Source organism: Symbiobacterium turbinis, assembly GCF_055383075.1.
The window spans coordinates 2,728,242-2,741,417 of sequence record NZ_AP042433.1; the positions used below are offsets into that span (position 1 = coordinate 2,728,242).

Sequence of the window (13,176 nt, forward strand, 5' to 3'; positions counted from 1 at the left end):
CACAGAAAACAGCCTGCACAGCGTGGTGCAGGCTGTTTTCGCTATCGCAGGGTCCACCCGCCGTCGTGGCGGAAGTGGATGCAGAGGAGCCCGCCCTCGCAGAAACTGGCGCCCCCGCCGGTGAGCGAGGCGGTGAGGCCGCGGTCGCCCAGCACGATGATGCCGCGGGCCGGCCGCTCCGCGCCCGGCGTGTGCATCACCCGCAGCGAGAGCAGCATGTTGCGGTTGATCTCCTCCTCCAGCGCGTCTGCCGGCACCCACCGGCCGCCCTCCTGGCGGTAGGCGATCAGCACGGCCGTCCGGTCAGAACGGCCCAGCAGCAGGAGCCGCTTCTCCTGCCCCGCCTGAACGATCTGCGCGCCTTCCCACTGGGTGACCACGCCGTTATAGGTCTTCACCAACTCAGCCTGCCCGGGGGCGTGAATCAAGGCCATGTGCATGCCGTTCGGGCTGGGCGGCAGGCCGACCACCTTCGTGTTCTCGCCCACGTCGAAGACGCGGATCCCCAGGGAGCCGTCGGGGTCCACCAGCTCGCTGAGCCGCGCGCCAGGCAGGGCCGCAGGATCGACCTGCGCGAGGAACTCGGCCATCTGGCTCGCGGCCCACACCAGGTCCTCCTCGGCGTGCGGGCGCGTGAGCTCGCCCACGTAGTGGGTGAGCAGCGGCAGCGAGTGCAGCCGGCCGTCGACCCAGGTCAGGTGGTGGCACCGGCCGGGGCCCTGACACACCGCTACCCGCGGCTCCTCGCCGTCCTCCAGCAGGACGGCAAACTGCGGGTGCGACTCCGTCTCCCAGGAAATCGTGATCCCGTCGGACGCCACCTCTGCGATGTTCCAGTACGGGGCTCGGGTCACGTAGCCCAGCCAGTCAGCCGCGTACCGCCAGTCGTTCCCCGCGTCCAGCCGGAGCAGGTAGATGCCGCGGCTGGCCGTTTCGCTCTCCTCCTGGCCGGCCGACTCGTCCACCACCAGCAGCATCGCGGGATTGCCCCGGTGCGCCATGGCCCGCACCGACTCCACCGTGCCGGGAAGGGCGAGCGCCCGGGTCATGGGCACACCGCCGCCGGCCCGGAACTGGACCAGGTTGTAATAACGCCCCTTCAGGTACTCGCCCGGCGCGGGCACGGTCAGCAGGTTCACCGACAGCCCGCGCCCCTCATCCGAGAGTGTGCGCGAGCCTGCCGGGAGGCGGGCCGTGAAGCTGTCGGACCAGCCGTCCTCCAGCTCCCGGGTAAGCTTCGCCTTCGCCAGCTCCCAGGCGGCCTCCGCCGCCTGCTGGCGCGAGTGGCTCACCAGGGCCGTCACCGCCTCGGGGCAGTCGCCCTCGCGCCGGCATCGCCGGAGCGGGTCGGCGGCGATGTCCAGGAGCGCAAACGCGTCGAAGCGCGACTCATCCACCAGCGAAAAACCGCCGTCCCACTTCAGGAAGACCTCCGGCGCCAGGTGAAGCGAACCGTCCTCCGGATCGAAGACCGGCTCCCACTGTCCCCGCTCCACCGTGGCCTGCAGGGCGCCGTCCGCGGCGGCGAGCCTTACCGGGCCGTAAGTCCCCTCCATTCCCGCAAAGGCGTCGGCCACAAGCTCAAAGGGCCCCCCGGCGGGGCCGGCAAAATGCGCGATGTAGCCGCTGCGCTCGCCTTCCTGCAAGACGAGGGTGATCTGCCGCGTACCGGGCACGTCGTACAGATGCGCGGCGGCCAGCCGGCCCGCAGGCAGCGGCGAGAGCTCAAAGGCGCGCGCTGAACTGCCGGACCGCACCTGAACCGCGATCCGGTCGATCTCATCCACGAGGGTCCGCCCGGGCAGCGACAGCGCGTACAGGTGAATCCCCGCGCCCAGGTCCGTATGGCGCACCATTGCCTCCACGCCGGGCCGCGGGGAGGCCGCCCACTCCTCGTCGCTGATCTGGAAGGACTCCGGGCGTTCCAGCAGGCCCAGCAGCGTGCGCACCGCGTTCTCCCCGGCTGTGCGGCGCTGCGCGCTGGATGCGGTGCCGTCAAACGCCGCCGCCGTGCGGTGGCGAAGCTGTTCAAGCGTGGGAACTTCCTCCTGCGGCGGCGCCTCCTTCGCGCAGCCGGTCAGAATGAGCATCAGGGCGGCGAGCACGCAGGCCGCCCGCGTTCGCAAACTGGACATGGGGTACCTCCGATGACTGGATTGCGTTGTGTACCGCTACGCCACTGTTTCGCCCGAACGCGGGCCCTTTCCTTCCCAGGTGCCCTACGCCTCCGCCGCTGCTTCCGGCCAATTCAGTTCATACATCCGCCGAATCCCCTGCAGGGTCAGGTGCGGGTCGACCAGCTGGATGGTCCGGCTCTCCGCCGCCACCATGGCGGCCAGGCCCCCCGTCGCCACCACCACGGGATCGGGCCCCCCGGGCGCGAGCTCCCGGGACAGGCGGCGCACCAGGCCGTCGGCCAGGCCGGCAAACCCGAACAGTATGCCCGACTGCATGCTGGCGACCACGTTCCGGCCGATCACCGACTTCGGCCGCTGAATCTCCACCCGCTGCAGCAGGGCCGTGCGGCGCGTCAGCGCCTCGGCGGCCGTGCGTATGCCGGGCGCGATCACCCCGCCCAGGTACTCGCCCGCCGCGCTGACGCACTCCAGTTTGGTGGCGGTGCCGAAGTCCACGACGATGACCGGCCGCCCCTGAGGGCGCCCGTAAATCTCCCAGCCCGCCACAGCGTTGACCAACCGGTCGGTGCCCAGGGCAGAGGGGTTGTCGTACCGGATGGCCGGCAGGCTCCGGAGGTCGCTGGACAGCTCCTTCAGCTCCACCTTCAGGTACCGTTCCACCGCCCGGCTCAGGATCGGGTTGAGGGGCGGCACCACCGAGGCCATTGCCGCGCAGGTGATATCCCCCGGCGTGTGGCCGTCCCGCTCCAGCAGATGGATCAGGCGCAGCCCGTATTCGTCCCAGGTCGCCGAGCGGTTGGCGGCCATCCGCCACGTGGTGATCAACTCGTCCTCCAGGAAGAGCCCTGCGGTGATGTTCGTGTTCCCGATGTCCACGGCCAACAGCATGGCGCTACCTTCCTCCCCGGGCGTGGGCTTGGTGCCGTTCGTAGATGATGCGCAGTCCGGTCAGCGTGAGGAACGGGTCGTAGTGCTGGATGCTCTCACACTCGTCGATGAGGAGCTCGGCCTGTTCGCCCGTCGCGACGACCTTGCACCCCTGCCCCTGCGGATCCAGCTCCGCGGCCATGCGCGCCACCAGCTCGTCCACCAGGCTGGCAAAACCGAAGATGATGCCCGACTGCATGGCGTGAATCGTGTTCCGGGCCAGGGCCCCGTGCGGGCGCACCAGTTCCACCCGGGGCAGCTTGGCGGCAAACTGGAACAGCGCGTCCGCCGAGACCACGATCCCGGGCGCGATCACACCGCCCAGGTACTCTCCCCGGGCGGAGATGGCGTCGAGGATGATCGCGGTGCCGAAGTCCACCACGATCAGCGGACCGCCGTACTGCTCGAAGGCGGCCACCGCGCCCACAATCCGGTCCGCCCCCACCTCGCGCGGGTTATCGTACCGGATCATCATGCCGGTGCGGACGCCCGGCCCGACCACCAGCGGCTTCAGGCTGAAGTACTTCTGGCACATCCACTCCAGGGTGGGGATCAGCGGCGGAACCGACGACGAGATGGCGGCCGCCTTGATCTGGTCGGGTGAAAACCCGACGCGCGCCATCAGCTGTGTGAACAGCAGCCCATACTCGTCGAGCGTTCTGCGCGGGTCGGTGGCCACGGTCCACTCCGCCACCAGCTTCTGCTCCTGGAACACGCCCGCCACCATGAAGGTGTTGCCCACGTCTAAGGCCAACAGCACCCGTGTGCGACCTCCCCGGTAGCCGGCCCGCCATCTGCGCGGGTCCGGCTCCACAAAAACTCATGGACGATTATAACATGACTGTTTGCGGCCCGGGTCAACGACCCGGGCCGCATGCCAACCGCTATGCAGTTCGGAGTCGATAACCCCAGCACCTCCACGGGGAGAGACTCGGAAGTCCCCTCCGCCCCCTGGCGGCCCGTTCTCCGTTCTTGCGGGTAAGGCCCGCCGCCGTCCCGCCTGGGGGTTCGGTCCCTTCCTGTGCCTTAAGTATAATCGATCTTCAGTCCCCGTGACCAGTCAATCTTCAGGTTTCTTCTTCCAAGCGCTGTGGTCGCCAATTGACAGACTGAGAGGCAGGGCCTTCGCCGAATGCGCAAGGTGGCAGACGCTGATGATGTCAACGCCCGTCTTCGCGATCTCGATCAGGTGGGCGGCGTCGCTGGAACCGCAGGCCTCCACCACCGCCTTGCCGTCGGCCAGCTCCACAGCCCGCTTGAGGGTCTCGGGCTCCACGCTGCCGAGTGCGAGGATGTCCGCGCCGGCATCCAGCCCCTCCTGCACCTGCTCCAGCGTCGACACCTCCACCGCCACGCGGGTCGTCGGCGGGGCGCTCTTCCGGGCGGCGACCACCGCCTCCCGCACGCCGCCCGCCAGCACCAGGTGGCCGGCCCGGATCAGGATGGCATCGCCCAGCCCGTGGGGCTGATTCTGCCCCCCGCCGATCCGCACGGCGTACTGCTCGATCAGGCGCAGACCGGGGGTGGTCTGCCAGCCTGCCACCAGCCGGGCGTGGTAGTACTTGATCGCATCGGCCAGGCGCCGGGTCGCCGTCGCGATGCCGCTCATCTTCTGCATCAGGTTGAGCGCCACGCGCTCGGCCGAGAGAATCGGCCGGGCCATCCCCGAAATGGAAGCCACGGCCGCACCGGCCGCGATCTCGCTCCCCTCGGGCGCCAGGGGCTCGTAAACCAGGGTCGGGTCAAGCGCCAGGAACGCCGCCCGGGCCACAGGGTGTCCGCACACAATGCCGTCCGCCCCTGCGACGATGGTGGCCGTACACCTGGCATCTGCCGGCACGACGGCAGACGTGGTCAGGTCGCCGGGACCCACGTCCTCCATGAGGGCCCTACGCACCAATTCCTCGACGGCAATTGGGTTCAGGCTCATTCAGCAGACCTCCTCGCCTTCACTTTCCGGCTGCGCCGGCTTGTCTTGCCCATTTGTTCTATTCTACCCCCTGAACCTGTTTCAGCAAAGAGGCACTGTCCCGCACCCTGACCACCGGCTGATCAGAGAGACCGGTGAGCCTCGCCTGCAGCCAGCCGCGCCCGATCCATGCCGGCTCCTCTTCCGTGCGCCAGACCTCCAGCAGCGGCGCGAGCACGAAGGCGCGCTCGTGCATGCGCGGGTGGGGCAGGGTCAGACGGGGGTCATCCAGCCGCGCATCGCCGTGCAGCAGGATATCGATGTCGATGGTGCGCGGCCCCCAGCGCACCGTGCGCACCCGCCCCAGGGCGCTCTCGATGGACTGCGTGAGCGCCAGCAGTCCGTACGGGTCCAGCTCCGTCTCGACGCAGGCAGCGCAGTTCAGAAAGTCCGGCTGGTCCGTGAGCCCCTGCGGAGCGGTCCGGTAAAGGCCGCTCACCGCCACCAGCCGGGTGCCCGGTCCGGAGGCCAGACGGCGCAGGGCCGACACCAGCTGCGCAGCCGGATCGCCGATATTCGCTCCGAGCGAAAGATAGGCAAGGGTCACGCTTCCCGCCTCCGCTGAATCTCCACCATCACGCCGCCCAGGGCGCCGGGAATCGGCGCCCTTGGCTTATGCACACGTATGGTCACGGCCTCTACGTTCGGGTACTGGGCCAGCACCTCGGCGGCCACCCGCTCGGCCACGGCCTCAATCAGCTTGAAGGTGCTGCCTTCCACGATCGCCTTCACCGTGCGGTAGACCTTCCCGTAGTTCACCGTCTGCCTGATGTCGTCGTCCCTGCCGGCGCCCCGCAGGTCCAGGCATAGCTCAGCGTCCACAAGGAACTCCTGCCCCAGGCGCGTCTCCTCGGGCAGCACACCGTGGTATGCGTAGAAGCGCATGCCCGTAATGACGATTCGATCCACGTCCGCCCTCACCCCTCAAAGCCGCCGCGGCCCGGCCGCACGATGGCGTCGGCCACCTGCGCCACCCGCTTCATCGCGCGCACGTCGTGCACCCGCAGGATATCTGCTCCGTTCGCAATGCAAATCGCCACCGCCGCCGCGGTGCCCTCCAGCCGATCCTCCGGCGGCAGCCCGCCCAGCACCTTCCCGATGGTCGACTTGCGGCTGACCCCCAGAAGCAACGGCCGGTTCAGCCCTCGCAGCTCGCCCAGCTTCTGGATGACCTCCAGGTTGTGCAGCGTCGTTTTGCCGAAGCCCACGCCGGGGTCGAGGATGATCAGCTCCTCGGGCAGCCCTGCCCCGGCGGCCAGCTCCAGCGACCGGCGGAAGAACGCCGCGATGTCGCCCATCAGATCCCGGTACGCGGTGCCGTTCTGGTTGTGCATCACCACCACGGGGCACTGCCAGCGGGCTGCAACCCGCACCATCTCCGGATCGCCCTGAAGCCCCCAGATATCGTTGAGCATGTCGGCCCCCGCCTCCAGGGCCGCCTCCGCGACCGCGGCCTTCTGGGTGTCCACCGAGATGAAGGCATCCGGCGCCGCCTTGCGCAGGGCCTCGATCACCGGCACGACCCGGCGCATCTCCTCCTCAGCCGCCACCGGCTGGTGGCCCGGCCGGGTCGACTCGCCGCCGACGTCGATGATGTCCGCTCCCTCCTGCAGCATCTGCAGGGCGCGGGCGACAGCCTGCTCCGGATCCACCCAGCGGCCGCCGTCAGAGAACGAATCCGGCGTCACGTTCAGAATGCCCATGATGAAGGAGCGCTTTCCCAACTCCAGCGAGCGGCCCCTGTAAGAAATCCGCCACATGGCTCACGTCACCTCGTCCTTAAACTGCGCGGAGGCCGGGGAGTGATTCGCCCCGGCCTCCGCTTCTCCCTGCAAGCGGGAGCAAACAGCCGTTTATCCCACTAGAACAGCCCGACGATCTCCCCGTCCTCGTGGACGTCGATCCCCTCTGCCGCGGGCACGGCGGGGAGCCCCGGCATGGTCATGATCTCGCCGGTCAGGGCCACCACGAAGCCCGCGCCGGCGCTGGGGCGCACCTCGCGCACGGTCAGCCGCCAGCCCGTGGGCGCCCCCAGCTTCTTCGGGTCGTCGGTGAAGGAGTACTGGGTCTTGGCGATGCAGACCGGCGCCCGGCCGAAGCCCTCCTTCTCCAGCTTCCGCAGCATGCGGCTGGCCTCCCGGCTGAAGTCCACGCCGTCGGCGCCGTAGATGCGGGTAGCGACCTTCTCGATCTTGGTCTTCAGGCTGTCGTCGTCCTCGTAGACGAAGCTGAAGCGGTTCGGCTCCTGGGCCAGCTCTACCACCCGGTGCGCCAGCTCGATGCCGCCCTCGCCCCCGCGGGCGTGTACGTCCGCCACCACCGCCGTGGCGCCGGCCTCCTCCACCAGCTCGCGCAGAAGGCGGATCTCGGCCTCGGTGTCGGCGGCGAAGCGGTTGATCGCGACCACTGCGGGCAGGCCGAACACCTCGGTCACGTTGCGGAGATGGCGCATGAGGTTGCTGCTGCCCTTCCGCAGGGCCTCCAGGTCCTCGCGGCTCAGCTCGTCCTTCTTCAGTCCGCCGTGCATCTTCAGCGAGCGGATGGTGGCCACGATCACCACGGCGTCCGGCCGCAGCCCCGACAGCCGGCACTTGATGTCGATGAACTTCTCCGCCCCCAGGTCCGCGCCGAACCCGGCCTCCGTGATGACGTAGTCGGCCAGCTTCAGGGCCAGGCGGGTGGCCGTGACGGTGTTGCAGCCGTGGGCGATGTTCGCGAAAGGCCCGCCGTGCACGAAAGCCGGGGTGTTCTCCAGGGTCTGCACCAGGTTGGGCTTGATGGCCTCCCGCAGCAGGGTCGCCATGGCCCCCTCCGCCTTCAGGTCGCGCGCCCGCACAGGGGCGCCGTCGTAGGTATACCCGACGATGATCTCGCCGCAGCGCCGCTTCAGGTCAGAGAGGTCCTCCGCCAGGCAGAGCGTGGCCATCACCTCGGACGCCGGGGTGATCATGAACTCCTCCTGGCGCGGGACGCCGCCGTTCTTGCCCCCCAGGCCCACGACCACCGAACGCAGCGCCCGGTCGTTCATGTCCATGACCCGCTTGAACGTGACCTGCCGGGGATCCAGCCCCAGCGCGTTCCCCTGGTGCAGGTGATTGTCGATCATCGCCGACAGCAGGTTGTTGGCCGACGTGACGGCGTGGAAGTCGCCGGTGAAGTGCAGGTTGACCTCGTCCATGGGCACGACCTGCGCATAGCCGCCCCCGGCTGCGCCGCCCTTCACGCCGAATGCCGGGCCCAGCGAGGGCTCGCGCAGCGCAATTGCCGCCCGCTTGCCAATGCGGGCCATCGCCTGGCCCAGGCCCACCGTCACCGTGGTCTTGCCCTCGCCGGCCGGGGTGGGGCTGATGGCGGTGACCAGAATCAGCTTGCCGTCGGGGTTCGACCTCACGCGCGGCCACACGTGCGAGGCCACCTTGGCCTTGTAGCGTCCGTACAGTTCCAGGTCATCCGGGCCCAGTCCGATTTGTTCCGCAACCTTCGTGATCGGTTCAAGCCGTGCACGCTGTGCAATTGCGATGTCGGAGAGCAAGGTCCGTTCCTCCTCCGCTGCTCACTCCGTTGGCCTACTGCTGCTTCAGGAACCGAACCACCGGATTCGGCGTGAGGGCGTGAAACGCCTGCAGCACCTCCTCCCGTTCCTCACGCATGCGCTCCACCTTGGCAATCGTCTCGTGCCTGAAGGCTTCGTCCTTGATGCCGTCGAGGTTGATCGCCACGTTCCAGAGGGCCCCCTCGAAGCCGGCCGAGGCCACCAGGAAGCCCACGCACCCATCGCTGACGGCATTGGGGTTGCCCTTGGCCACCACCGCCAGCGCGTGCCGCATCACCGCGAGGCAGTGCGCCATCGTCTCCAGCGGCGTGCGGGTCGCCTCGCGGTAGGCTGCCTGCACCGCCTTCCGGCGCTCCGCCTTCTCCTCCGGGGTGCCCCTGGGCAGGGCGAACGCGGCCATCACCTGGCTGAACGCCGCCTGGTCCTGGTCCGCCAGGTCAAGGAGCGCTTCGGCCTCCCGCCGGCCGGCCTCCTGCGCGGCGGCCATGTCCGCCTCAACCTCCTGGAACTTCTCCCGCCCCCGGGTCAGGCCCCCCACCATCGAGACCAGGCTCGCACCCATGGCCCCGGCCACGGCGGCCACCGCACCCCCGCCGGGGGCCGGCGTCGACGCCGCCACCTGCTCGCAGAACGCCGCGATCGTCTGTTCACCCGTGCGCATGCTTTGCCACTACCTCCTGATTACCCTTCCCTCGTCGACGATGAGCCGCCCCTGCTTCACAACCTGCGCCACCACGCCCATGCCCATGTGGTAAGGGATGTGCCAGTGGCTGGGGCACGACAGGATCACCACGTCAGCCAGTTTGCCCACCTCCAGCGATCCCACCTCGGCTTCCATGCCGATCGCGGCCGCGGCGTTGATGGTCGCCGCCGCAAGGGCCTCGCTGGGATTCAGCCCCATGTACATGCAGGCGAGCGTGATGACGAAGGGCATGGCGTAGGCCGGGCAGGAGCCCGGGTTGAAGTCGCTGGCCAGGGCCACCGTGCAGCCCAGCTCGATCATGCGCCGCGCCCGGGCATACGGCGCGTTCATCAGGCAGAACGACGTGCCCGGCAGGCAGACCGCCACCGTGCCCGCCTCCGCCAGACGGGCCAGCCCCTCGTCGGGGGTGTGCAGCAGGTGCTCGGCGCTGGCGGCGCCGAGTTCGGCCGCAAGCGCGGCCCCGCCCAGATCCGAGAGCTCGTCGGCGTGCACCTTCACGCCGAACCCCAGCTCCTTCGCCCGCTGCAGAATGCGCCGGGACTCCTCCACCGAGAAGACCCCGTGTTCGGTGAAGACGTCCGCGTACCGCGCCAGGCCCGGCTCCGCGGCCACCGCGGGCAGCATCTCCCCCACCAGCAGGTCGACGTACGCCTCCCTGCGGCTGCGGTACTCCGGCGGCACCTCGTGCGCGCCCATGAAGGTGGGCACGACGGTCAGCGGATGCCGGCGGGCCATCTCGCGGATCGCCCGCAGCTGCTTCAGCTCATCCGCCGTGCTGAGGCCGTATCCGGACTTCACCTCCACCGTGGTGGTGCCGTTCAGGGCCAGCAGGTCCAGCCGCGAGAGGCCCAGGTCCACCAGCTCGGCCTGGCTCGCCGCCCGGGTCGCCCGCACGGTCTGCAGGATGCCGCCGCCCCGGGCGGCCAGCTCCTGGTAAGTCGCCCCGCCCAGGCGAAGGGCGAACTCCTCTGCGCGGTCCCCTGCGAAGCAGAGGTGCGTGTGCGGGTCGACGAAGCCCGGGACGACCGCCCGCCCCCGGGCGTCGATGACCTGCGTGTCGGGGCCGGTCTCCACCGCAGCCAGCACCTCGTCTGCGGGTCCCACGGCCACGATGCGTCCGCCCCGGGCCGCCAGGGCGCCCCCGGGAATCGCGCCCGGGTCCTGCATGCGGTCGCCCCGCCGCGGGCCCCCGGCCATCGTCACCAGTTCCGCCGCGCCCACGATCAAGAGATCCACCGGCGTCATCGCATCACCCCACAGGCCGCTTTTCGATGCGGCAGTCGCTGTCACTCCATCAGCCGCTTTTCCAGCACCTGGTCGCTCTTGAAGCCCTCCAGCCTCAGGTAGTGGCGGACGACCCCTACCAGCGCGTCGACGGGCACCAGCCCAACTATCTCCGACCCCACCACCGGCACACCGTACCGCTCGGCCTCCAGCCGGATCAGCTCGAACGCCCGGTGCAGCGGCGTCTCCTTGAAGTTGACCATGTTCATGCTCACCTGCACCTGGTTCCGGTCCGCCAGGGGCACGGCGATGGCCTTGCAGTGCACGAGGCCGCCGCTGGAGCCGCGCACGGCCCGTGCGATCCTCCTGGCGATGGAGAGGTCCGACGTGCCGAGATTCACGTTGAAGGCGATGAGCGGCATGCGCGCTCCCACGGCGGTGCAGCCCGCGGTGGGGTGGATCCTGGCGGGACCGAAGTCCGGCTCTTTCGCCGGGTCGACGCCGATCTGCTCCCGCAGCCCCTCGAACTCGCCGCGGCGCACGTCGGCCAGATTGCGCCGCTCGGGGCGCGTGGCCGCCTCCTCGTACAGGAAGACGGGCACCCCCATGTTGCCCAGGGCCTCGCCCACCTGCCGGGCCAGGGCCACGCAGTCCTCCATGGTGCAGCCCGAGATGGGCACGAACGGGATGACGTCCACCGCGCCCATGCGCGGGTGGCTGCCCTGGTGGCGGTTCAGGTCGATCAGCCGGATGGCCGCCTCGGCCCCCCGGAGGGCGGCCCGCGCCACCGCCTCCGGCGACCCGATGAAGGTGATCACACAGCGGTTGTGATCGGCGTCGGCCGAAACCGAAAGCACCTTCACCCCCTGGGCCGCGATGGCCCCGGAGATGGCCTCGATGACCTCCGGCCGCCGCCCCTCGCTGAAGTTGGGCACACACTGAACGAGCGCATTCGGATTCAACGGACCGCCGCCTCCTCTCCTGGACTCCCCGCTCACTCGTGCATGGGCAGGCGGATGCCCCGCTCCCGGGCGACCTGCAGCGCCTTCGCGTAGCCGGCGTCCACGTGCCGCACCACGCCCATGCCCGGGTCGGTGGTCAGCACCCGCTCCAGCCGCTGCCTCGCCTCTTCCGTACCGTCGGCCACCACCACCATCCCCGCGTGCTGACTGTAGCCGATGCCCACACCGCCGCCGTGGTGGATGGAGACCCAGGTCGCGCCGGCAGCGGTGTTCACCAGCGCGTTGAGCAGCGGCCAGTCGGCGACGGCGTCGGAGCCGTCCTTCATCGCCTCGGTCTCCCGGTTGGGCGAGGCGACCGAGCCCGCATCCAGGTGGTCGCGCCCGATGACGATCGGGGCCTTCAGCTCGCCGCTCGCCACCATCTCATTGAACTTCAGCCCGGCCTTGACCCGCTCGCCGTAGCCGAGCCAGCAGATGCGGGCCGGCAGCCCCTGGAAGTGGACCTTCTTCTGCGCCATCTCCAGCCACCGGCGCAGGGACCGGTCCTCGGGGAACAGCTCCATGATCGCCCGGTCGGTCTTGTAGATGTCCTCCGGATCGCCCGAGAGCGCCACCCAGCGGAAGGGTCCCTTGCCCTCGCAGAACAGGGGCCGGATGAAGGCCGGCACGAAGCCCGGGAAGGCGAAGGCCTCCTCCAGCCCCGCCTCGTGCGCCTGCTGCCGGATGTTGTTGCCGTAATCGAAGACCACCGCCCCCGCCTTCTGCAGGTCCAGCATGGCCTGCACGTGCCGCACCATGGAGGCCTTCGCCCGGCGGATGTACTCCTCCGGGTCCGTCCGGCGCAGCTCCGCCGCCTGCTCCAGGGTGAGGCCGGCCGGGATGTAGCCATTCAGCGGGTCGTGGGCCGAGGTCTGGTCCGTCACCACGTCGGGCACCACGCCCCGGCGGACCAGCTCCGGGTAGACCTCCGCGGCGTTGCCCAGGAGGCCGATGGAGAGGGGCTCCCCCTTGTCCAAGGCGTCCCGGGCCCACGCCAGCGCCTCGTCCAGGCTGCGGGTCATCCGGTCCAGGTAGCGGTGGTCCAGCCGGCGCTGAATGCGGGCCTCGTCCACCTCCACGACGATGGCCACGCCCTCGTTCATCGTCACTGCCAGCGGCTGGGCTCCGCCCATGCCGCCCAGGCCCGCGGTGAGGGCCAGCCGCCCCTTCAGGCTGCCGCTGAAGTGCTGCCGGGCGGCCTCGGCGAAGGTCTCATACGTTCCCTGCAGGATGCCCTGCGTGCCGATGTAGATCCACGAGCCTGCGGTCATCTGCCCGAACATCATGAGCCCCTTGCGCTCCAGCTCCCAGAAGTGCTCCCAGGTGGCCCACCGGCCCACCAGGTTGGAGTTGGCGAGAAGCACGCGCGGGGCCATCCGGTGCGTGCGGAAAACTGCCACCGGCTTGCCGGACTGAATCAGGAGCGTCTCATCGTCCTCCAGAGTGCGCAGGGCCTTCACGATGGCGTCGAAGGCTTCCCACGAGCGGGCGGCCCTGCCGCTGCCGCCGTAGACCACCAGCTCCTCCGGCCGCTCGGCCACCTCGGGGTCCAGGTTGTTCATGAGCATGCGCAGGGCGGCCTCCTGCTGCCAGCCCTTGCACGAGAGCGCAGTGCCGCGCGGGGCGCGAACCGTCCGGGTCATCCCATATACCCCCTCGTT

Annotated in this window: 12 protein-coding genes; all 12 read right to left on the reverse strand. The window is 69.6% G+C overall.

Features of this window, described 5'->3' with window-relative positions; genetic code table 11:
- Window positions 1–41: 41 nt before the first annotated feature.
- Window positions 42–2,135 (reverse strand): hypothetical protein, encoded by a 2,094-nt coding sequence (locus ACZ45O_RS13165; RefSeq protein WP_464853595.1) that lies wholly within the window; start codon window positions 2,133–2,135, stop codon window positions 42–44.
- Between the two features lie 84 nt (window positions 2,136–2,219).
- Complete coding sequence (locus ACZ45O_RS13170) at window positions 2,220–3,026, reverse strand: type III pantothenate kinase (RefSeq protein ID WP_464853597.1); 807 nt, start codon at window positions 3,024–3,026, stop codon at window positions 2,220–2,222.
- A gap of 4 nt (window positions 3,027–3,030) precedes the next feature.
- Window positions 3,031–3,825, reverse strand: a complete 795-nt coding sequence (locus tag ACZ45O_RS13175) for a type III pantothenate kinase (RefSeq protein WP_464853599.1) — start codon at window positions 3,823–3,825, stop codon at window positions 3,031–3,033.
- 300 nt (window positions 3,826–4,125) lie between these two features.
- Entirely contained in the window at window positions 4,126–4,995 is an 870-nt protein-coding gene (gene nadC, locus ACZ45O_RS13180) for a carboxylating nicotinate-nucleotide diphosphorylase (protein ID WP_464853601.1), read from the reverse strand.
- A 58-nt stretch (window positions 4,996–5,053) separates the two neighbouring features.
- Window positions 5,054–5,581, reverse strand: coding sequence for a 2-amino-4-hydroxy-6-hydroxymethyldihydropteridine diphosphokinase (gene folK, locus ACZ45O_RS13185; protein WP_464853603.1), 528 nt, complete (start codon window positions 5,579–5,581; stop codon window positions 5,054–5,056).
- Complete coding sequence (gene folB, locus ACZ45O_RS13190; protein ID WP_464853604.1) at window positions 5,578–5,943, reverse strand: dihydroneopterin aldolase; 366 nt, start codon at window positions 5,941–5,943, stop codon at window positions 5,578–5,580. Before folB ends, folK begins: the two co-directional genes overlap by 4 nt.
- 8 nt (window positions 5,944–5,951) lie before the next feature.
- Window positions 5,952–6,794: a dihydropteroate synthase gene (gene folP / locus ACZ45O_RS13195; protein WP_464853606.1), complete on the reverse strand. Its 843-nt coding sequence runs from the start codon at window positions 6,792–6,794 to the stop codon at window positions 5,952–5,954.
- A gap of 101 nt (window positions 6,795–6,895) precedes the next feature.
- A complete protein-coding gene (locus tag ACZ45O_RS13200) occupies window positions 6,896–8,566 on the reverse strand; it encodes a formate--tetrahydrofolate ligase (RefSeq protein ID WP_464853608.1) in 1,671 nt (556 codons plus the stop codon).
- 34 nt (window positions 8,567–8,600) lie between these two features.
- On the reverse strand, window positions 8,601–9,248 hold the full coding sequence (locus ACZ45O_RS13205) for a cyclodeaminase/cyclohydrolase family protein (RefSeq protein ID WP_464853610.1): 648 nt from the start codon (window positions 9,246–9,248) through the stop codon (window positions 8,601–8,603).
- 9 nt (window positions 9,249–9,257) lie between these two features.
- A complete protein-coding gene (gene hutI, locus ACZ45O_RS13210; RefSeq protein WP_464853612.1) occupies window positions 9,258–10,535 on the reverse strand; it encodes an imidazolonepropionase in 1,278 nt (425 codons plus the stop codon).
- Between the two features lie 41 nt (window positions 10,536–10,576).
- Window positions 10,577–11,476, reverse strand: coding sequence for a glutamate formimidoyltransferase (gene ftcD / locus ACZ45O_RS13215; protein ID WP_464853614.1), 900 nt, complete (start codon window positions 11,474–11,476; stop codon window positions 10,577–10,579).
- 32 nt (window positions 11,477–11,508) lie between these two features.
- Window positions 11,509–13,158 (reverse strand): urocanate hydratase, encoded by a 1,650-nt coding sequence (gene hutU, locus ACZ45O_RS13220; protein ID WP_464853615.1) that lies wholly within the window; start codon window positions 13,156–13,158, stop codon window positions 11,509–11,511.
- Between the last annotated feature and the right edge of the window lie 18 nt (window positions 13,159–13,176).